General features: G+C 40.5%; 12 protein-coding genes. 8 read left to right on the top strand and 4 right to left on the bottom strand.

What is annotated here, in order from left to right; translation table 11 throughout:
* Nucleotides 1–66: 66 nt before the first annotated feature.
* Both ABJV04_RS17650 and ABJV04_RS17645 read left to right on the top strand, forming a co-directional pair.
* A complete protein-coding gene (locus ABJV04_RS17650) occupies nt 67–1,266 on the top strand; it encodes a lipoprotein-releasing ABC transporter permease subunit (RefSeq protein WP_348492925.1) in 1,200 nt (399 codons plus the stop codon).
* A 137-nt stretch (nt 1,267–1,403) separates the two neighbouring features.
* Nucleotides 1,404–1,967 (top strand): phosphoribosyltransferase family protein, encoded by a 564-nt coding sequence (locus ABJV04_RS17645; RefSeq protein ID WP_348492924.1) that lies wholly within the window; start codon nt 1,404–1,406, stop codon nt 1,965–1,967.
* Nucleotides 1,968–2,023: 56 nt separating this feature from the next.
* Here the strand turns inward: ABJV04_RS17645 and ABJV04_RS17640 are convergent, their stop codons facing one another.
* Nucleotides 2,024–2,677, bottom strand: a complete 654-nt coding sequence (locus tag ABJV04_RS17640) for an energy-coupling factor ABC transporter permease (protein WP_348492923.1) — start codon at nt 2,675–2,677, stop codon at nt 2,024–2,026.
* Nucleotides 2,678–3,487: an exodeoxyribonuclease III gene (gene xthA, locus ABJV04_RS17635; protein WP_348492922.1), complete on the bottom strand. Its 810-nt coding sequence runs from the start codon at nt 3,485–3,487 to the stop codon at nt 2,678–2,680. It abuts the gene before it with no gap.
* A 183-nt stretch (nt 3,488–3,670) separates the two neighbouring features.
* Here xthA and recC point away from each other — a divergent pair, with 183 nt between their 5' ends.
* From recC to recD, 3 genes are read left to right on the top strand one after another with little or no spacing between them, the layout of a single operon-like run.
* Nucleotides 3,671–7,039, top strand: a complete 3,369-nt coding sequence (gene recC, locus ABJV04_RS17630; protein ID WP_348492921.1) for an exodeoxyribonuclease V subunit gamma — start codon at nt 3,671–3,673, stop codon at nt 7,037–7,039.
* Complete coding sequence (recB, locus tag ABJV04_RS17625) at nt 7,036–10,683, top strand: exodeoxyribonuclease V subunit beta (RefSeq protein WP_348492920.1); 3,648 nt, start codon at nt 7,036–7,038, stop codon at nt 10,681–10,683. Before recC ends, recB begins: the two co-directional genes overlap by 4 nt.
* Nucleotides 10,677–12,551 (top strand): exodeoxyribonuclease V subunit alpha, encoded by a 1,875-nt coding sequence (gene recD, locus ABJV04_RS17620; protein WP_348492919.1) that lies wholly within the window; start codon nt 10,677–10,679, stop codon nt 12,549–12,551. The genes recB and recD overlap by 7 nt, the downstream gene beginning before the upstream one ends.
* 10 nt (nt 12,552–12,561) lie before the next feature.
* Here the strand turns inward: recD and ABJV04_RS17615 are convergent, their stop codons facing one another.
* Nucleotides 12,562–14,727 carry a hypothetical protein gene (locus tag ABJV04_RS17615; RefSeq protein WP_348492918.1) on the bottom strand — a complete coding sequence of 722 codons (2,166 nt, stop codon included), beginning with the start codon at nt 14,725–14,727 and terminating at the stop codon, nt 12,562–12,564.
* Between the two features lie 196 nt (nt 14,728–14,923).
* Here ABJV04_RS17615 and ABJV04_RS17610 point away from each other — a divergent pair, with 196 nt between their 5' ends.
* Complete coding sequence (locus ABJV04_RS17610; protein ID WP_348492917.1) at nt 14,924–15,445, top strand: hypothetical protein; 522 nt, start codon at nt 14,924–14,926, stop codon at nt 15,443–15,445.
* Between the two features lie 28 nt (nt 15,446–15,473).
* Here ABJV04_RS17610 and ABJV04_RS17605 read toward each other — a convergent pair whose 3' ends face one another.
* Nucleotides 15,474–19,763, bottom strand: coding sequence for a hypothetical protein (locus ABJV04_RS17605; RefSeq protein WP_348492916.1), 4,290 nt, complete (start codon nt 19,761–19,763; stop codon nt 15,474–15,476).
* Between the two features lie 121 nt (nt 19,764–19,884).
* Here ABJV04_RS17605 and ABJV04_RS17600 point away from each other — a divergent pair, with 121 nt between their 5' ends.
* Nucleotides 19,885–20,268, top strand: a complete 384-nt coding sequence (locus tag ABJV04_RS17600; RefSeq protein WP_348492915.1) for a DUF2750 domain-containing protein — start codon at nt 19,885–19,887, stop codon at nt 20,266–20,268.
* Between the two features lie 132 nt (nt 20,269–20,400).
* Nucleotides 20,401–22,110 carry an aminotransferase class V-fold PLP-dependent enzyme gene (locus ABJV04_RS17595; RefSeq protein WP_348492914.1) on the top strand — a complete coding sequence of 570 codons (1,710 nt, stop codon included), beginning with the start codon at nt 20,401–20,403 and terminating at the stop codon, nt 22,108–22,110.
* The last annotated feature ends 25 nt before the right edge of the window (nt 22,111–22,135 follow it).

Here is a 22,135-nt window from a genome sequence, read left to right as displayed (position 1 = left end):
CTAAGGCTAATTATTGTGTTCAATATTTTGGTTTAATTGAATCCCCAAAAGGCTAGATACCCAAATATGTCTTATCCCGTTTCCACTTTTATCGGCTTTAGATACGCAAGAGCCAGTAAAAGTAGTCATTTTATTGCCTTCATTAATTTATTTTCAGTGGTAGGTATCGCTTTAGGGCTTATTGCACTGATCACGGTTTCATCGGTAATGAACGGTTTTGAACTGCAATTGAAAAATCGCATGTTAGGTATTACTCCGCACATAGTTGCAGATACCCGTGACTCTGCCCCGGATAAAATTGCGCAGTTGGCGGAAATCGAAGGCGTTGATGGCGTTTCGCCGATTATTGAAAGTGAAGGTATAGTGCAATCTCGCCGTGGTATCCAAGGGGTGCAATTACATGGTGTAGATCCAGAATATATGCAACAACATTCCATAGTTGCTCAAAATATGATTTTTGGGCAGTTTAGCCAATTAAAATCTGGCCAATACAATATCGTTATGGGACGAGCCTTAGCGAGTAAACTGAGTATTCGACCTGGTGATCAAGTACGCATTATATCTGCAGGTGCAAGCTCTTATTCTCCCATGGGCAGAATGCCTAGTCAGCGTCTATTTACTGTAGTTGGGTTATTCGATTTAGCCTCTCAACTAGACGACAAAGTGGTGTACATCGATATTCAAGATAATGCCAAACTATTGCGTAAATCAGCGGATAAGTTGCAGCAAACTCGTTTATTTTTAGAAGATGCGTTTCAGTATCGACGTGTTGAGCAGCAAATCGATTTACCCACAGTCGATTGGCGAGTGCGTCAAGGCCCCTTATTTGACGCCGTTAAAATGGAAAAAAACATGATGTCATTGATGTTGTTGCTGATCATTGCCGTTGCTGCATTTAACATCGTATCGGCCTTAGTGATGGTGGTAACTGAGAAGCAAGGTGACATCGCTATTTTGCGCACTCAAGGAATGCGTGGTAGCAGTATCATTGTTATCTTTTTAATCAATGGTTTATACAATGGAATTAAAGGGACCGTGATTGGGCTGATATTGGGGATATTGCTGGTAACACAGTTAAATACAATTTTAGAAGTCTTCGGCATGCCTATCGCTGTTGGAGATGGACAAGGGTTACCCGTTGATATTCGTTGGCAGCAAATTCTCTCTTTAGTCACGCTTTCCATTGGATTATGCTTTATTGCCACCCTTTACCCTGCGTATAAAGCGTTAAAAGTACAACCTGCTGAAGCACTAAAATACGAATAGGGATAAATTGACTGGGATTTCTCAACACTTTATCAAATGCTTTCGCTATAATTGTCAACATATAGAAAAATCATACTCAAAAAAGAACAGGTTTTTGTAAAAAACACTTTTGGGTCTTTGTAAATTAAGGTTAATTAATGCAAAAAACGTATATTACTGCACAAAAATTGTTGGAAGATTCTTTTCGTTTAGCGGCAAAGGTTTATCAAGACGGATTTCGTCCGCAATTTATTGTAGGTATTTGGCGTGGGGGAGCACCCATTGGTATCGCAGTACAAGAATATTTTGATTACAAAAAAGTAGAAACAGATCATATTGCTGTTCGTACTTCGTCGTATTATGGGATAGATAAACAGTCTAAAGAAATTAAAGTGCATGGCCTTCATTATTTAATTGAAAATGCCAACGCTAAAGATGGATTACTGATTGTTGATGATGTATTTGATTCAGGGCGTAGCGTAAATGCATTGATTGAACAAATCAAAAAGCTTTCTAGATTGAACATGCCTGAAGATATACGGGTAGCTTGCCCATATTACAAACCACAGAATAACAAAACTCAAATGGTACCTGATTACTTCATCCACGAAAGTGATGAGTGGTTGGTTTTCCCCCATGAAATTTCTGGTTTAACACCTGATGAAATCATTGAAGGAAAAACCGATTTGAAAAATGTTCATGATATTTTGTTCGACAAATAAGTCGAAAATGTGATGACAAAAGGGCGGAAATATCCGCCCTTTTTTATGCACGAAAGTTACTTTCCGTGTAAGTAATATTTATCGTAAAAAGTGTACACCCAGGTTGGTTTGTAGATGACCAATATGGTCATCGTCCAACCGTTAAGCATACCTTCAGACATAAGTAACAACGGAATTAATAACAAATACGAATCATAAATGGTGTCTGCATCATAAATACCATCCACATAATAATAACCTGACATCAGCAGCATTTTTACTGCGATCATTGCTGCACCGGCAAAAAATGAACAGACAAACACATACACAAAAAAGTGTCTGGGTAGCTTGTGAAAGGAAAAGTTATAAATTAAATAACTGATCACTATGGGAATGCTGATCCCCAAAACACCATTTACGCCAAACATTTGCCAACTATCGTAGCCGGCAACTGTGGACACAATTAGGGTGCAAAATCCTGCTAAAAGCGCCCAACGTAAGCCTAATAGCAGAGTCATTGCGGTTAGCCACAAAAAGTGCACATCCAATCCAGGTTCAACACCCACACGGAAAAGCCATAATCCAAATACTGACACTGACGAGCCAAGTACTAAATGTTGCAGCTTTTTATTTTGCTTAAATTGAGCAAATGAAACTCGTGTTAATACAAACACCACGCCGATTAAATAGATCAGCCAAGCCGCACTTTGAAGATAGGTTAAGTCAAACATTTAAAACTCGTAAGTTGCCCAAATTGGGGCGTGATCTGAAGGTTTCTCAATTCCTCTAAGCTCATAATCAATACCAGCTTCTTTGAGGTTCTCATGAAGTTTAGCGGTGGCTAAAATTAGATCTATGCGCAATCCTCGATTATCAACAAACCCTTTAGAGCGATAATCAAACCAGCTATATTGTTCGCCACCCGCCGGGTTTAATGTTCTAAACCCATCTTCAAATCCCCAATCAAAGAGGGTGTTTAGCCATTCGCGTTCCTCTGGTAAGAAGCTACATTTTTTTGTTCTTAACCAGCGTTTACGGTTTTCTTCCCCTATGCCAATATCTAAATCTGTATGGGAAATATTGACGTCGCCCATGACAATGACATTTTCATCAGGGCTGTGATTGCCATTCAAATACCCCATTAAATCTTTATAAAACTTACGTTTGGCTGGATATTTAGTTTCGTGGGTTTGGTTTTCTCCTTGGGGGAAATAACCATTTAATACTCTAACATTTTCGCCGTTCGGCAGCGGATAAGTCACCATAATCATGCGTCGCTGAGCATCTTCGTCATCAGTAGGAAAACCATATTGTACGTCTATGGGTTTTTCTTTACACAGCATTGCTACGCCGTAATGGCCTTTTTGCCCATGGAAATAAACATGGTAGCCCATGGCTGCCACATCAGCTACAGGAAATTGATCATTATGCACTTTGATTTCTTGCAGTCCGATAACATCGGGTTGATGTTTTTCAATGAGTGCTTGCAATTGATGCAATCTGGCTCGAATACCGTTTATATTAAAGGAAATAAATTTCATGTTTTTACCATCGACTAAATTTTGCCGGTGATTCTAGCAAACAAAGCTACTCAGTTGAAAATAAAGATAATCGTTCGTTTCATTAAAGGGGTTATTAGTGTTTGCTGGAATTGGTTTAAACGCGCTAACATAACTTCTGATAAACATAAAAAAGATGTGAGCGAAAATGGAAAAGGGTGTTGAGTGTTACATTTAATTCAGTCAAATAAAATGGAAGTATTACAGGCTGATTTGTTAGACAAATTATCACTACAGCCATCGCAAACATCATCTCAACAGAACTCTGATTATAAAAATCTGAACGCGCTGCTGATCCCTGAAACCATCATTGTGCAAAGCCCAGGTATGGCGCAATGGATTAAAATTGCCATTGCCGAAAATTTAGGTGTGGCTGCCAACATCGATTTTCCACTGCCATCAAGCTATATCTGGCAGCAATACAAATACTTTTTTGATGATTTACCGGAAACCTCCGCGTTCACGAAACCCAATATGGTTTGGAAGTTGATGAGTATTCTTGAGGACTATTTAGATTCTCCAGAATTTATTGAAATTAACCTTTATCTCAAAGGAGACAGAGGCTTAAAGTTCTATCAACTGTGTCAAAAAATCGCAGACGTTTATGACCAATATCAGGTGTACCGTCCAGAGTGGATCAATCTGTGGGAAACCGGTGAAAACAGCGTTGATGGAAAGATGCTCACGTCACACCTTTGGCAACCCATTCTTTGGCGCGCACTGGTGGCGCAAACCAGTAAGTTAGGCGAATCAGTCTATCATCGTGCGAATCTGCATGCGCAGTTGCTTCAGCGCATAGAGCAAAGAGAGCCAGCAGGCGAGCAGAAGCCCCTTTATGTGTTTGGCATTTCTACCTTGCCTCAACAACAGTTAGACGTATTTCAAGCCTTGGCCAAACATCGTGATGTGTATTTATTTTGGTGCAATCCTAGTCAGCATTTCTGGGCCGATATTGTAGATGAAAATACCTTGAGTCGTCACAAATTAAAAGAAGGTGACACTCACTCCCAGCGCAGTGCTTTGTTTGATGTGGGGAACCCTCTATTGGCGAGTTGGGGAAAACCAGGGCGTGATTATTTAGAAATGTTATTGGCTAGTAGCGCAGAGTCCAGTGATATATTTGTGGAAGTACAGCCAAATACATTGTTGGATTGGTTACAGCATGAAATCTATGAATTAACCATGCGTGATACCCAGCCGCCATTGCGTGCTGATGAACTGTTAAGTAATGGTGTTGAATACCCCAAAATTGAGATATCTAAAAGTGACAACTCGGTTCAAATTCATAGTTGTCATTCTAAGGTCAGAGAACTGGAAGTCTTGCATGACCATTTGCTTAATCATTTTTCGCAAGATGCTGAGTTAAAACCATCAGATATAGTGGTGATGATGCCGGATGTAGCGGCTTACGCACCATACATCGATGGTGTTTTTGGAAGTGCCGAGTCCGAGCTTTTTATTCCCTATGGTATTTCAGATCGCAATGCCGCCCAAGAATCGCATATTATCGAAAGTTTTATCAACTTACTGAGCTTGCACCAGAGTCGCATAAGCTTATCTGAAATATTGGTGTTTTTAGAGATCCCAGCCATTCAAACGTGCTTTGATATTTCAGCAAATGAATATGAAGATATTCGTGACTGGTTAATTGAAGTTGGTTTTCGCTGGGGATTAAGTGGCGAAGATAAAACTCGTTGGTCAGTGCCTCAAGAACCACAAAATACCTTGATTTTTGCCCTTGAGCGGTTGTTATCTGGGTACGCACTCAGTGGCGACTTTTTATTTGCTGGAAGCGATCCTGATAGCGCTTCAATTGCGCCATATAAAGATATCGAAGGCCAACGGGCAATTGCCTTAGGCAAGTTATACCGATTTGCTTTGTTACTGCAAGATGTACTCAGGTTTTGTTTAAGCACAGATACCCTAGATAATAAAGTGCAACAAAGCTTGGGTTTTATCGACCTGTTTTATGCCATTGATGAAAATGAGCAAGTGTATGTAAATCAATTGCGTCAGGCATTGGAAAGTATTCAAATTCACGTTACACAATTTAACCAACCCGTGTGTCAGGATGTGTTTGTGGCGGAATTAAGCCAGCGCCTGCAAGATAAAGGAGTAGGGCAGCGCTTCTTAGCGGGGAAAGTTAATTTCTGTACGTTAATGCCGATGCGCAGTATTCCGTTTAAGTTGGTTTGTCTGCTGGGAATGAACGATCAGGATTATCCTCGACAATCTGTTCCAATCGGCTTTGATTTAATGCGAGAAACCCAGACTCGCAAGGGCGATCGTTCGAGACGAATGGATGATCGGTATTTGTTTTTGGAAGCCATTTTATCTGCACGTAATGAGTTATACGTAAGCTTTTTAGGCAATAGTAGCCGCGATAACTCAGAGCGTAATCCCTCGATTTTGGTTACCGAGCTAGTAGATTATTGCCAACAGGTATTTTGTGTCGAAGGCACCTTAACCTTGCCGGTTGAACAAACCCAACAACAACTCAACAGTCACCTATTGGAAAACCACGGTTTACAGCCATTTTCCCAACAATACTTCGATAAAAGCAATACTTTGCAAAGTTATCAATCGATTTGGTTGAATGTATTAAATGCAAAAATGTCCGAAACCCAAAGTGGCGAATTTTTTAATCACAGCTTACCGAGTCAATTGGAAGATAATGGTTTAGTGGTTGAGCTAAATGACTTAATTGGCTTTTTCCAAAACCCACCTAAATACTTTTTCCGTCAACGCTGGCGCACCACGTTATCGCTGTATTTTAATGAGTTGGTGGATGAAGAACCCTTTGAGATTGACTCTTTAACGCGGTTTCAATTAAATGCATCCTTGTTAGAGGCGATGTTAAAACTGGAAATGGATGAAGAAGCCTTTCAAAAACAGTTTTATGAAGATTATTTGGCACAAGGTAAGTTGCCCACAGGTGCAGCTGGTCCGTTGAGTTTCCAGCAAATATGGCAGGCTTCTGAAAATCTCCGTAATCAATTAATTGATAATGTGAAAGCTAAAAAAGCCAGCTTAGTGGAGGTTGATTTACTACTCTCAAATGGCGCTATTCAAGGCTGGCTAAAACAGGTTTATGGCACCGATTTAGTATTATATCGAGCTGGCAAAATACGCGGTAAAGATGTTATTGAACTTTGGTTGAAATGGTTATGTTATTGCGCATCTTCTGAACGTAATAGTGGCGTAGCTCGCTACTTAAATATGGAAAAACCATTTGAATTATCAGTCGTGCCGCAAGTTCAAGCATTAGAGTTGTTATCTACCTTGTTAAGTGTTTATACCGAGGGGTTGAATAAACCTCCGATGTTTTTCGCCAATAGCGCAAAAAAATGGGTAGAAACCCAGGATATAGATAAAACCTTAACAGAGTTTAATGGTTCTAATTTTAATACCGGTGAAGGTCAAGAGACCAATATTCATCGTGTATGTCCCGACTTATCGCTTAACTTTAGTGAGTTTAAACATCTGAGCGAAATGATTTTTGCGCCGATTCTTGATTACAAGGTATCTAAATGAATCCTCTTGATACTTATTCCTATCCACTTTTGGGCGCGTCGCTGATTGAGGCGAGTGCTGGCACTGGTAAAACTTATACCATTGTGAATTTGTATTTACGCTTGTTACTCGGGCATCAAAGTGAGGGATTAAACCTATCACATTCCGACCAGCGATTAGGCTTGGGGGTTGAGCAAATTTTAGTGGTGACCTTTACCAATGCTGCCACAGCCGAATTAAAACAACGTATTGGTCGACGATTACAAACTGCCTATTTGGATTTTTATCGAGGTAGTAGTAGTGATGGTTTTATTCAAAAATTAATCGACGATACCGATGATATTGAATTGGCCTGTGAGACCTTGTTACTCGCTTCTCGGCAAATGGATGAAGCGGCAATTTTTACCATTCATGGCTTTAGTCAACGGATGTTGTCTGAACACGCCTTCGCCAGCGGCAGTGTGTTTGATGAGCAATTAGAATTAGATCAATCAACTTGGATACAACAAGCCGTAGAAGATTATTGGCGCAGTACTATTGTTCCGCTGCCCACAGCTATGGTTCAGTATATTCGCAGTATTTGGTCTGGCCCAGAGAGTCTAATCAAGTCATTAAAAGGCATTTTGGAGCGGGAGTTTTCCCCTACAAAAAAAGTGACGATTGCAGAGGCTAAAGAACTACTTGAGCAACTCATCAACAGCACTAATAGTTTAAAAAGTTGGTGGTTGACGGAAAATGTGTCAGCCCAATTACAGCAAGCTAAACTTAAGGGAAATACAAAGCTTGGCAAAAAAGCTATCTATCAGAGCATGGATAGTTTTTGTCAAAGTGATTCAGTTGTTTGCCCCTTTGATAACGGTTGGGTCGACTTTTTCCCTGAAAAGGTCGCAAAAGCCCGTTCTAAAACCAGCCCGGAGTTAACCGGCTTAGACTTCGAACGTTTTGAACTAATCGAAAGGCTACGGCAAAATTTTGTAACCACACTGACTAATGGCGTTTTAAACAGTGCGTTAATTCAAGTTCGAAAAAACTTAGAAGCCTTTAAAGCCCGCACCAGTAAATTATCCCCCAATGACTTGTTAACCCGTTTAAATGATGGTTTGTTGGGAGAAAACGGTGAAACCCTAGCCGATCTTATTCGCACGCAGTTTCCCGCAGCCATGATTGATGAGTTTCAAGATACCGACCATTGTCAGTTGAGTGTTTTTAGCCAAGTTTATCCTCTGCATAACAATCACCAATTGTCATATTCGTTAATTATGATTGGCGATCCAAAACAGGCAATTTACGGGTTTCGCGGTGCCGATATTTATACCTATATTCAAGCTAAGCAGCAAATTGATAACGAAAAACAGTTTACCTTGGGGACCAATTGGCGTTCTCAGCAAGCCTTAGTTGATGCAGTAAACCAATTATTTGCTAACAGTGAACAGGGCTTCTTATTTGATCAAGCCATTCCATTTTTACCAGTAGAAGCTGCTTCTGGTGCTACTCAATTAACGAGCCCAGAAAAGCGCTACGCTAGTTTAACCTTTTGTCATCTGCAAGGTGGCAAAGAGGTAATGAGTAACAAAGATGCTAAAACTGATTTGGCAGGGCATACCGCTAATATCATTGTTGATTTGCTGCAACATGGCCATTTGATAAAACATGAGCAGCAAAAAAACAAGGTAAGCGCTGGCGAGTGTTGTGTTTTGGTAAAAGATCGCAATGAAGCGAACTTAGTTAAACAAGCATTGACAATGCGGGGTGTCGATAGCGTATTTTTGGTTCGTCACAGTGTTTATGCCACCGAAACCGCCATGGATTTATATCGTCTTCTAGATGCTCTAGTCAATCCAGCAGATGAACGACGCATCAAAGCCGCGTTAACCAGTGAGCTCATGTGTTTTAGTAGCGTGGAGTTAGATCAGTTATTTACTGACGAATCGGCGTGGCAACTCATCGTAGAGCTATTTGTTGGATGGCAGCTTAAGTGGCAACGTTTTGGCATTATGATGGCGTTGAATCAGGTTATGCAGCATTTTAATGTATTCACTGGCTTAATGACCCATTTCAGCGACGGCATGCGGCGCTTAACCGACCTTCGTCATTTGGTGGAAATGTTGCAGCAGCAAAGCGCGATCACCCCAGGTGACAACCAATTGTTATATTGGTTAGGGCAACAAATACAGCAACCGGATCATAATAATGAGTCCCATCAATTGCGCTTAGAAACGGATGGTAATTTGGTACAGATCATTACTATCCATGCTTCCAAAGGGCTAGAGTTTCCGTTTGTTTTTGTGCCTTTTGGTTGTTCATTTAGACTGGCATCCGAGGCGCTATTTCATGATCAAAATTTGCATTTGACCATGGACTTTGAAAATACCACTGAAAATTTAGAAAAAGCTGATTTTGAGCGCTTAGCAGAAGATACTCGGTTGTTATATGTGGCGCTCACCCGCGCTGTGTACAATTGTTTTGTTGGTTTGTGGAATCCAACTTTAGGCAAAAGCCAGTCTCGTTCCGGTTTATTTCATTCTGCTTTAGGTAAGTTATTACATATAGACGGCAGTGAACCTACCAACAGCTTTATGGCGCAGCAAATTCAAAGTCTGCAACATTGTGCAGATATCGACTACCAAGAAGTGTTTGGTGATCCTGAAGTGCTGGAATACCGACCTGAAACGTTAAACAACGAGGCAACCTTATCAGTTAATCAACTTGAAACATCCATTGATGGCAACTGGCGGATCACCAGTTATTCGGCCATTGCCCGCAACCAGTTCCATGTTGAACATGAGCAACCGGGCACCGATGAGAGTGAGGGCGTAAGTGCTGTTGATTCTAGTATGCTAACTGAAGAGATAGACGATGAAGTCGATGCCTTGCAAGCTGATTTAAATCGGTTTGAGTTTACTCGCGGCGCACAAGCCGGTTCTTTTCTCCACGGCGTGTTGGAAAATATCGACTTTCAACAACCCAGCCAACTTTCCCAAGTGATAGAACAGCAGGGCAGTTGGTTCGGAATTGATACTAAGTGGAATGAAACAGTGGAAACTTGGCTGACAGAGGTATTAAACACTCGCATTGATCTTCCTAACACGGGAGACGCAAATTCAGCGTTTAGTTTAGCATCATTGTCTAAGGAGCAAGTTTGTCCTGAAATGGAGTTTCATTTACCCCTTAAATCAGTGCAAGCTGAGCCATTCAATCAATTGATCAATAACGTATTTAAAACCAGTAAGCGGCAATATCAATTTTCCCAATTGCACGGCATGTTAAAGGGCTATATCGATTTAACTTTTTGCGTTGATGGGCGTTTTTATGTTGCCGACTATAAATCCAATTATTTAGGCGCAGACTATAGCGACTATGCGGAAGAAAAAATGCAAAAAGCCATGGTTGAACATGATTACCATTTGCAGTCTTTATTATATGTTTTAGCCCTGCATCGGTTTCTTAAGAGTAAGTTATCGGGTTATGACTATGACCAGCACGTTGGCGGCGCGTATTATTGGTTTTTGCGGGGCATGTCTGAGCATCATAGTGGTAGTGGAATTTACTTTTATAAACCAGATAAAAGCATCATCGAATCCCTTGATGCACTATTTCAAGGGAAGCCGGCAGCCGTGATAGCTCCCCAGCAAAGCAGTCATCAGGAGCAGATGGATTTATGGTAAATAGTTTACTTAATAGCCACTTTTTTGAGCGCTGTGAAGCACCGATCAGTGCTCTTGGCCTGTCAAATTTAGACAGTGCCTTTGCACACTTTATTTATCAGCAGGAACCCCACGAAAATGACAAGGTAGCTTTGCTGGCAGGTTTGGTGAGTCAACGTTTGAGTCAGCAGCACAGTTGTTTAAACTTAGATGAGCTTTCTTATAAACAACTTAAATTACTCGGTTTTTCGAGTATTAATGATCTTATCGATGTCCTTCATGGCAGTTATTGTATTTCGTCAACGGTGGCTGAAGATCCACAAAAACCTTTAATATTTACGCAAAATGCGATTTATTTGCAGCGATATTACCAGTATGAATTAGCCTTAACCCAAATTATTCAACAAAAGTTAGCTGTCGAAACCGACGTGTCTGTTGAAACTGCTAGGCCGATTATTGATGAGTTATTTCCTGGCTCTGCTGAACAAGGGGAAATAGATTGGCAAAAAGTGGCAGTAGGTATTGCCGCCACCCGCAATTTTAGTCTGATCACCGGCGGACCAGGTACCGGTAAAACCACCACAGTGGCGAAACTATTAGCCTTGTTATTTGCACTACAACAGGCACAAGGCAAAGAGTTGAAAGTTCAATTAGTAGCGCCAACGGGGAAAGCGGCCGCGCGCTTGACTGAATCCATTGTTTCAGCCCGAGAAACATTACCCGAAAAGTATAAAGCTGGATTAAATCTGCAAACCAGTACCATTCATCGGCTGTTGGGAACCCAGACGGGCAAAATTGAATTTAAGCACAATGGCGAAAATCCATTGCACATGGATGCACTGATTGTTGATGAAGCGTCAATGGTGGATTTACCGTTGATGTATAGACTACTGAGCGCGGTACCAATAAAAACAAAAGTGGTATTATTAGGAGATCACAATCAACTTTCCTCGGTTGAGACCGGCAGTGTGTTATCGGATATTTGTCACGCAGCATTATTAGGCAAGCCAAACCCTGAATACTCAGCTCAAACTGGACTTCAGATTAGTCAGATGTGCGCGCAACATATTCCCCAACGAGAGGAAAGTATAGTCACCAGTCCAATTGCGGACTGCTTAGTGAAGTTACAAAAAAGTCATCGATTCTCATCCGATAGTGGGATTGGTTTGTTGGCAAAGAAAACCATTCAAGGTGATACAAATTCAGTATTAGAGATCCTTACCGATAAGCAACAAACCAGTTTAACCTGGCACCAAGAGGGCAAAATACAGGTATTTGCCCGTCAGTATGCAAGCCAATTAAGCGCTTATTTTTCGTCGGTCAAACAAGGAGATTTAGAACAGGGTTTTAAACATCTATTAAATCAGCAAATATTATGCGCCCATAAAACAGGAGAGTGGGGCGTGGATAATATTAATTATCAAATCACCCTAGAGTTAGACCGCCAAGGTTTTATATCAAAAGATGAAAAAGATTATGTAGGCCGACCTATCATGTTAACCCGTAATGATCATAACTTAGGGTTGTTTAATGGTGATGTGGGAATTGTGATGCCAGATCCTGAAAACCTAAGTTTAAAAAAAGCCTGGTTTAAAACGGCAGAAGGGGGCTACAAAGGGGTTTTACTCAGCCGCTTACCAGAACATCAACCTGTGTATGCGATGACTATTCATAAGAGCCAAGGTTCGGAATTCAAAGAGGTTTACCTTTGTTTGCCAGATGTGAGATTAAATCCTGGTGCCAAAGGCTTAAGTCGAGAGTTATTTTATACGGGACTCACCCGAGCTCGGCAAACCTTTGTGTTATACAGTCAAAAAGAAAGCCTGCAAGGGTGCATTGATAATCTGTGTTTGCGCAGCAGTGGCTTAGCACAAAGGTTATCTAACTAGCCAGCGCCTCCTATATCTTGGCAGGAGGCACTACCCACAAAGGGTTAGGATTGGCTAATTGTGTGTTAATTTGTGCTTGATAAGTATCCCTTAACGCCTGCATGGCATCTAGCTGGTTTTGAAACTCCGAAACATTTCTAACGTCATCAAAAATAGGATCGATAAAGGTCATAACGTAACCTAAAGATATCATTCGCTCTAGCATTGCATAGCTTTGTTGGCGGTTGCCCATTAAGGTGTTAAATAAGACACGTTGCTTAAGTTCATTGACGTTGTTTACCTGTTTAAGGGGCTTGTCTCTCAAGTACTTTTTTAACATGCTTAGCAGTTGTTCATTGTTTACGCCTAAGGCTTGTCGAGTGTGCGCCAGAGCAATTATATAGTCTGCACTGGCTGCACTTTCAATAGGCCTGTCGAGGAATTTGTACGCTTCAATATAGGCGTTAACAATCTGATTGGTTTTCTCATAGTCCCGTAAATAATATAAAAACCATGCAACATCTGTCATATCTTTTACGTTAGGGAGTTGCTTGCTTACTACTGCTAAATTATTTGTGTAAATGCCATGCCAAACTTGGCTAGTAGGGCTGTCATTATACCAAAGTGCATGCTGGTATAAACCAACCAAATTATACAATCTTGCTAGGTTTCGTTTGATACTGGTACTTTGTTGATTCAGAGCATAGGCATTTTGTAACATCCTATGTGATTCGGAATAATCTCCATTTTTAAATGCAATATCGGCTAAAACACTGTAGCCAAAGGGTTGGGTAGGGTGCAGTCGCACTAAATCGTCACCTATGATTTTGGCATTTACTTTATCGTCTAGGGACAAATAAATACGAGCAAGGTTACTTAAAATACTGCTAGAAAGGGGATCTAGTAATCTGGCCTTTTTATACTGTTCAATGGCCTCTTGTAACTTCAATTGTTCCCATAAAATCCCCCCTAACAGAAAATAGGCATTGGCATAATTATGATTGGCTTCAATGGCCAAGTTAGCATAATGCTGGGCTTGTTTAATGGACGCTGCTGTATTCTTATCTTTGGCAAGGTATGCGGCGCTTGAGAGCACTTCTGCTGAGTTGGGGGCTAATTCAAGTGCTCTGACTACCAAAGGAGTCGCTTTTTCTTGGGAGGTTTGTTTATCTAAACCTGCATAACCTTCCATCAGCAAATAAGTTTCAGATAAACCCGAATAGGCAGGGGCGAAATTTGGATCTAAATCAATCACCTTAGTAAATTTTTCCACTGCTACGGCTAAACTTTCAGGGGAGCGTAATTTCTGACTTTCACGGCCTTGTAAATAGAGTTCATATGCTTCTAAAGACAGGGTTTTATCTGAGTCCTTTAATGGTACAACCGTCAACTTTCCCTTGAGTTGTTGAGTTATTTTACTGGCTATTTCATCTTGCACGGCAAATAAGTTCTGTGCAGAGAGTGGGCGATCGTAGGTTTCAGACCAAACATGCTCATCCGTTTGTGCATTAATCAATTGCGCAGTAATGCGGATAGTATTACCGGACTTTCTAATACTCCCTTCTAATACATGTGCCACTTTAAGTGCCTTCGCAATCTCACTTACGGTGGAGTCTTTACCCACAAATGCAAAAGAGGATGTGCGAGAGACAACCCTCAACCCTTTGATTCGACTTAAAAGATTGAGTAGTTCTTCAGAAATTCCATGACCAAAATAACTTTGATCATTACTTTGTGAAAAATCATTAAAAGGTAAAACGGCTATGGATTGAGTCGCTAAGCTTTGCAGGGGGGCGTTGCTTGATTGGGAGGTTTGTTGACTCGTTTCTGTATTTGCATCAGCTAATGTATTTTTACCTAAATGCATCCACATTAGGGTAATCAATCCCGCGCTTATTAACCCCGTCAAAGTAAAAACTGTAATGGTATTTTTAGAATTGACTGCTTTACTTAACGTGGGGTTTTTGGAAGTACGTACTAGACCTTTAGGGGTAAATTGAAAAACCCAAGCGAGCAGAACGGCAATAGGAAAGCCAATGATTACCAATATTGTGGCAATCGTATCGAACCATGTTGGCAAGTGCAGTGCGCTTTCTAGTACGACGGCTAACTGCATGACTAACCACCCAATGACAGCATAACCGGCAATGACATTGAATACGTTGCGTCGTCTTAGCTCAGCAATAAAGACACTCATTAAGCTTCCTCTCTCAGGTAATGTCTTTTGGGTGACAAAAACAAGTGATAAAAGTATAAACCAAGTTGCTCAAAAAATGTGCAACTGTCAAGATTAAGTGTAAAGTAATGATGTTTAGAGTGATTTTTGAAGTATGGAATTCATATTCGACTCAATATTTCCGCTTATTTAAAGAAGGAATAGAAGGAAAATAATCATGACACTCAATACCGTTTTAGAAAATTTACATCCTATTATGCGCAAAAGAGTTCAGGGATTAATTACCCATCTCGAACAAAAAAATAATCCCGTTCAGTTAATTGAAGGCTACCGTACACCTGTTCAACAAAAAGAGCTTCACAGTCAAGGCGCATCAGAAAAACCTTGGTTATCTGCATTTCAATATGGTCTTGCCTGTAAATTTGGTGCGCCAATTCCATTGGATGGGGTGCAGGAGGATAGCTCGGAGATGGACAATTACTGGGCGCAATTTCATAAATTTGCCAAAGCAGCAGGATTGGAAATAATGCCATCAGATCCTTCACAACTGCAATATCCAGGAATTCAACCTGAGGTATTGTTGCAGGGTCAATATCCTGCTGGTGGAGACGAAAGTTGGCGCAGTAACCTTGAGCTACACATCACCTATTGGAATGATTATCCCAAGCCACCTGTACCGACTATTGGGGATGCGCCAATTTCCCAATTAAGTGAGCGGGACGAAAAATCCACTCAATAGACTATGGTTGTTTTGAGACACCACTGGATTACTCGCGCATTTGTCCACGCAATAAATTGGCACTATTGGTTACGCTGGCAATAGTGCCTAATACACCGGCCATTGATGCTGCGATGATATAAATGGACTCCCCTGAGGTTAGGGCAATACCACCTATAATTAAAATAATAATAACGCCTAAGGGGAGTCGATAGCTTTTCCACAAGCCCTCTTCGCCGTGTTTTACTAATTGATTTAACGTTGCCTTAGTCTCAGCATGCAAAATGAAATGGGTAAAACTGCGGTTTACTACCTCGATGTTACCTTTACGCACAGTAATCAACCCGTTTAACGCTAAGTGTTCAATCATTTGCGTGTTGGCAGGATTAAGTTTTTGGCGTTTAGCCAAATTGAGCAGTGCGAGTTTCTCTGCACTTGAGCACGATTCCCATTTAAATCGGTATAGGGCTTCCGCATTTAGCAAGATATAATTAATGGTACTCCAACGACTTTCAATGTTTTGTTGCTCGTCCCGTTTCCAAACATGTGCCCAGGTTTCTTGCTGCTCTGCTTGTTCGACTTCTTGTTGGAGGAATTGTAATTCAGGGAAGCCGCTTACTTCTTCGCGCAACATTTGCCAGTCTATGCCTTGTTTGAAGCTATCGGGGATCACGACGATAAAATCCATTAAACATTCTGCCCAAGATAGATATTCGGCATGATCCAGTACGCTGCTCTGATCTAACATTAGCGGATCTTTCATCTTCACACGTTGTAAACTGTGAAACCCAGTGTAAATGGTAAAACTTGCGAGTTGACCTGATAATGTGAGGGATTTAATTTCCATTATTAAGTCGAGTAATAGTTGTCTAAATTCACTTTTTTCTAAACAGGTTTCTATATCCCAAATTTCAACAGCAATTCTGTTTTCTGCCTGATGGACTATATTCAGTTTTAAATTCGGTAAAAAGCTGTTTTCTTCACTAAATTTCTGCAAGCAAGGACTCATTGAAAACAGCGTTTCGAATCCAGCCAGAAGGCTAGGTGTTTGCGGCGCTTTTTCAGTATCAGCTCCTTTTAACCCCATAGACCGCAATAACAAAGATAACCCAATCCCATTGAGTTTTATGGTGTCACATTCAATTTTAAGGTTGTCGCTACGTTGTTCAAAATGCAAAGTTTGGACTGAACGAGTCATTCTATTGATGTGCTGCAAGAAGCGCTCAGGGCAGTACAATCGATTCCACAATAACTGCGTATTGAACCTAAACCAAGCCCATATAATGACGGCAAAAAGCCCAATATAAAATAAGATAGAGCTGACTAAACCATCAGGATCCCTATGTTTATATGTCCTAAAATCAGAGTTAGGCTGATAATTGGCCGCAAGATCCCGATCGAGGATATAAATATTTATCCATTGCCATAAATAGGTCGCGCTAAATACTGAGCTTAAACTAGGATAATCGTCTGGATGTATTTGAGTTGAAAGGTTCTGACAATCTCCACCTTTACTGGTTAAGCGCTTGCGCCAATTGCTATCTATTGGAAGCAAGTTAATCGGCGCTATTCTATTTGAAGTGATAGAGTTCGGGTAGCGGCTTAACCCGATGGAGTTGACTTCCTGCCTTTCGTAATTGAGCCAATTACAAGCGAGTTGCTGATAGTGAAAGTCTAAGGATTTTTCTGGTGTATCTGCGGTTTTTTGTAGATATAAAAAATGGATCCCAATGGCAATAAGCACCGCAATTATTAGTCTTCTTGAGCCGCGTTTTGCAGACACCAAAGTGGAGTTGTTTAATTGATTAAAAGGGAAGCAAAAGTGATTGTAACAGCCACGATAAACGAACACAGTAGCAATTGATAACCCCAATATAGGTAACCAAAGTGACCAGTTAAATCCAGCGCCGTGATTAAACAAGGTATCAATATTATGCCCGATAAAATATAAGCAGTAGCTGGCACTAAAGAGTACTGAGCTAACCAACATCACTAAACGTACATTCAGTTTGGCGGGTAATCTGAGTTTTTCTTTTAAGGTACTGGTCCAAATGAAATGGCGAACTGCATATATTCCTATGACCATTAAAGCAATAATGACTGCAAATGTAGTCATCACATAAAGAAATTGATTGCTCATAAAGGTTTGCAAGCTATCGTTAGGGTAGAAAACAACAATTGCCCATCTATCTACTACTGTGCTGGAAATGGCGAAACGTCCACTTTGTCCATGATAGGAGCCTTGAATAAGTTCTTTGCCTAGTTCAGGATAATGATCTAATCCTGCTTTGAGCCACTTGCTGAGAGCTGAATGGCTATCCCCGGTGAAATACAAGTTTTCTACCAAGGAGCGGCCTGAATCATTGTGAAATAAAACATCCCCAGTGCTGCGCTCTACCACCATGTAATTAAAATCGTATGGAGGAGATTGGCCTAAAGTCATTGAAGGTAATAATACGTCTGCAGCCAAAATATAATCATAGGTCTTGGTGCTATTTGTTGGTGAGATTGGCATTGAGATAGTGGTACCCCGTGTGCCATTTGTCACATTTAACAAGCGCTGAATATAAACGTTTTTAAACAGACTAGCAGCGGGACTGAAAGAGGCTACAGGTGTTTTATCAGAATGTGCCGAAGCGGCATTTGGCTGATTGGCAGTGGGTAGCCGTTGGATATCCCAGCCTTTTTGATCTCGTACATTTTTGTAGTAATTTCGATGTGACAAATTAAAGGTTGCAGGTAAGGCATTGCTCTCTTGAAAGTTCAGGGATGGAAGCACCGAATTACCTTCTTTATTAATGGCGAATGAGGATAAAATTGTGCGCGATTTATCCTGTAAAAATGGCGCCACGACCGAGGTATTCAAGGACTCTTCTGGTACTAAATCAAGGTTTTGAATATTGGAATAGAAATCCAAAGTGACTTCGTTAGCTTTGTTTGAATTAAACGCTTTCAACATAACATTGATGGCATGCTCATCGAGCTCTAATTGCATAAATTGCGGATCATCAGATGGCAACAAGCAATTGTATTTGATTGCATAGGTTTTATTTGGAGTACTGGCACTACCAGGTAACCAATAAGCCGGTTTGTTGTTAATACAGTGCTGTGCATTAAGACTTAAAATCGCTTTTTTCATTGATTGATTAAAGGTGGATAAATGTTCGGCTGTAAAACCTGAGTAAACTTGCGAGATCTCTGAAAAAGTCTCCAAGGTCTTCAATATTTCCTTATAAAAAATTTGATACTGTTCTAATCGGCTAAAGACGTCATTAATATCTTTTTCTAGCTTCTGATCTAAATAACTCGCGTATTCAGTGGCTTTTTGATCTTTTTCTAATTGCAATAAAGACTTCTGCATGTAACCCAATGCTAACGCTATGATGACAATAAAAAATGCATAACTTGAAGCCACTGTTAACAATCTGAATGAGCGGGTAATCGATTGATTTTGGGGAAGTAAAAATAACCGTAGTAAGCACCAAATAAACAGCAGACTGACCAGAGTGACAACCAATAAAGACAGGTTCCAATCATTGTTTTCTCTATTGCTAAGTTTGCTTTGTGGTAACAAGCCAACAAGATATAGCTTATCAAGTTCCACTATGACTTCTTGGTCTCCCTCTTTTTCGACTGCAGATGTTTTTCTTAAGGGGATTTCTAAGGCAAACGGAAATACAAACACACGAAAGTCACCATAGGATATTTTCATATCTACATGATTGCTGTATGTGGGAAGGGGAGGTGGACCCGAACTCGCATCTGTACTTTGCGATTCACTGAAATTAAATTGAAACTGTTTGTTCTTGCGCTGTATTTGTTGGTTAATGCTGCGTAATTCAACGATGGAAATGGTACTTTCATCACCTACAGTCGCAATCACTTTACCGTCTTTATCAGCAAACAAATATTGGCTAAATCCTTTTTTGGGATTGGGGAGAATATCTTCAAAAGATAACTCAGCCTCGAAGGCTTTATCATTGTCTGGCAAATCCGCATTAACCTGCAAGGATTGGCCTATAATAGAGTATTTAAAGCCATCAGCATGTAAAAGGTTTTGTTCCGAATCGGCTTTTCGGGTATAACTCGGGAGTAATGAGCGTATAGACGAAACACCCTCTTTATATCGGTGCATACTGTCTAGTTTATTTAAATTTTCTTTGAACTCATTGGAAGCTTCATAAAGCACCCTATAATAATCATGGTTAGCGGTGCGATCTTTTTGATTTAAAAGAGTGTAGTAACCCAATGCTGCAAAGATCAGCAGAATCAAAACGCCATACACCCAAGTTTTACGATTGGGGTTGGCAAAAGTCGATTTCACAGTTTCCAATGGCATAATTAAATTCCCTATTAAAGTAATTAAGCTATCAAATTGTGTATTTTGCAAGCTAAATGGTTAAATTTTAATCACTTTGGTTTGGTTTGAATGAAGTTTGGCAATGTAAAAGGAAAACGTGATGCCTGAACTATCTACGGAAGAATTTATTACTATCAGTAAGTTACAACCTGAAGCACGCTTTGAATATGCAATATCTAGAATGATTGAAAGCAAAGAGTTATGGGGATTGTTTGGCGAAAACGGTTGGCTATTGCTGCAAGCAGAAGAAGACGCATGTTTACCCATTTGGCCCAGCGAATCTTTTGCTAAAGCGTGGGAGAAAAATGATTTTCCAGACTGTAACCCAAAACAAATTACGCTGGATGATTGGTTACAACAATGGTTACCTGGAATGGAAAAAAACGGCACCTTAATTTTAGTCTTCCCTTTGAGTGAAGACGAAGAAGGAATTATGCTTGATGCAAAAGAGCTAACAGAGTGTTTTGCGGAACAAATGGGATAATCACCTACTTTTAAGTAGGCATATATTGACTTTATTCCGCTTGTTTAGCTTTGCCTGTGAATATTACCCAGAAGATATATCTGGGTAATGTTTTATGAATTTTACTGATATTATTATCAAAATAATGGCCCTATGAAAGATACCTCCCTACGTCATCTGTTTCCGTTTTTCAAACAAACAGCAAATGCAGATCTAATCTATTTTGATAATGCTGCGACGACTCAAAAGCCACAAAATGTGCTGGCAAATATTCACGACTATTATTTAGTGAAAAATGCCAATGTGCATCGTTCGTCGTTTAATCTTGCTAATCAAACCACTGCTGAGTTTGAGGACGCAAGAGCATATGTGCAAAAATTCATTGGTGCTAAACACAAAGATCAAATCGTATTTACCAAAGGCGCGACTGAAAGTATTAACTTAGTCGCTAAATCTTTGGCTGAAATGGATTTTCCTGCAGGGGGCAGGATTTTGTTATCCGCCACTGAACATCACGCCAACATTGTTCCTTGGCAAGTTTTGGCAAGTAAGAAAAACTTACAAATTGACGTGATTCCAGTCAACGAATTTGGGGTGTGGGATCAGCAAAAAGGTTTGGCTCTGTTAACGGATAAAACCTGTATTGTTTCTTTAGCGTTGGTGTCGAATGCTCTGGGAAGTATTCAGCCTGTTCAACCCTTTTTAAACAAAGCCAGAGCGCTGAATATTATTTCGTTAATCGATGCAGCACAAGCCGTCGCCCATTTGCCCATTGATGTAAACCAGTTAGATTGTGACTTTCTGGTATTTAGCGGTCATAAGGCGTTTGCAACAACAGGTACAGGAGTACTTTATGGCAAACTAACGGCTTTGCAGAAGTTACCGGTATTTTTAACCGGTGGTGAAATGGTCAAAAGTGTCGATTTTGATTCTGCGACCTACCAATCTAGCCCATTGAAATTCGAGGCGGGGACGCCACATATTGAAGGTATTTTAGCCCTCAAAGAAGCGCTGCAATTTATAGATAGTTACCGAAGTCAAATTATTCAACATGAGATGGCTTTAATCACGTATTTATCGGCAAAAATGCGAAGCATACCCGCAGTTATCTTGTATGGTGATCAAGATAACAGAATTGCCACAATGTCTTTTACCGTAAAGGGGCAGGATAGTCAGGACATTGGCATTTTGCTTGGTGAACAAGGAATTGCCCTGAGGGTCGGACATCATTGTGCGATGCCGCTAATGAAAAGGTTAAACCTTAGCGGCACAATTCGAGTGTCATTGAGTTGTTACAATACCTTTGAGGAAATCGACTTTTTTATTGCGCGCCTTAATGAGGCCATTGACCAGTTGCAACATTCAGAGTCAACCAAAGCTGTCATCAACGCTGGCATTCAAGATAAAGACATTTCAGGGAATACAACTGCGCCCGTTAATCCTGTACAAGATGAGTCAAAACAAAACCGCATGTTGGCCGACTCTATCAAGTCTGCACGTGGTTGGGATCAAGTATTCCGACAAATTATGTTAGCTGGAAAAAGCCTAAAGCGCTTAGCCGAAAGTGATAAAACAGCGGATTCAGAAGTGTTTGGTTGTGAGTCACAGGTTTGGTTAACATGCCAAGTTACAGCGTCTAAACAGTTAACTTTTGAGGTGGATGCAAGCAGCAAAATAGTGCGTGGGCTGTTAGCAATCATTTTAGAACCCATTCAAAATCAAAGGGCTGAATTTGTTTCAGCATTTGATTACAAATTATATATGTCTGATATACAGTTAGACCGTCACCTAAGTGAAAGCCGTGGTAACGGTCTCGCTGCGGTTATTGAGAAAATTCAACACTATGCAATACAAAATAGCTAACGGTTGGATTTAGTTGTGTTTAGCA

The sequence above is a fragment of the Aliiglaciecola sp. genome (genome assembly GCF_039982535.1).
In the GTDB taxonomy this organism is placed as follows: domain Bacteria; phylum Pseudomonadota; class Gammaproteobacteria; order Enterobacterales; family Alteromonadaceae; genus Aliiglaciecola.
This window is presented reverse-complemented; position numbering and strand designations above follow the sequence as displayed.

Excerpts from the sequence above, each read along its gene's own strand:
- ABJV04_RS17650 (WP_348492925.1), top strand. The coding sequence starts at position 67 with ATGTCTTATCCCGTTTCCACTTTTATCGGCTTTAGATACGCAAGAGCC.
- ABJV04_RS17645 (WP_348492924.1), top strand. The coding sequence starts at position 1,404 with ATGCAAAAAACGTATATTACTGCACAAAAATTGTTGGAAGATTCTTTT.
- ABJV04_RS17640 (WP_348492923.1), bottom strand. The coding sequence starts at position 2,677 with ATGTTTGACTTAACCTATCTTCAAAGTGCGGCTTGGCTGATCTATTTA.
- xthA (WP_348492922.1), bottom strand. The coding sequence starts at position 3,487 with ATGAAATTTATTTCCTTTAATATAAACGGTATTCGAGCCAGATTGCAT.
- recB (WP_348492920.1), top strand. The coding sequence starts at position 7,036 with ATGAATCCTCTTGATACTTATTCCTATCCACTTTTGGGCGCGTCGCTG.
- recD (WP_348492919.1), top strand. The coding sequence starts at position 10,677 with ATGGTAAATAGTTTACTTAATAGCCACTTTTTTGAGCGCTGTGAAGCA.
- ABJV04_RS17615 (WP_348492918.1), bottom strand. The coding sequence starts at position 14,727 with ATGAGTGTCTTTATTGCTGAGCTAAGACGACGCAACGTATTCAATGTC.
- ABJV04_RS17610 (WP_348492917.1), top strand. The coding sequence starts at position 14,924 with ATGACACTCAATACCGTTTTAGAAAATTTACATCCTATTATGCGCAAA.
- ABJV04_RS17605 (WP_348492916.1), bottom strand. The coding sequence starts at position 19,763 with ATGCCATTGGAAACTGTGAAATCGACTTTTGCCAACCCCAATCGTAAA.
- ABJV04_RS17600 (WP_348492915.1), top strand. The coding sequence starts at position 19,885 with ATGCCTGAACTATCTACGGAAGAATTTATTACTATCAGTAAGTTACAA.
- ABJV04_RS17595 (WP_348492914.1), top strand. The coding sequence starts at position 20,401 with ATGAAAGATACCTCCCTACGTCATCTGTTTCCGTTTTTCAAACAAACA.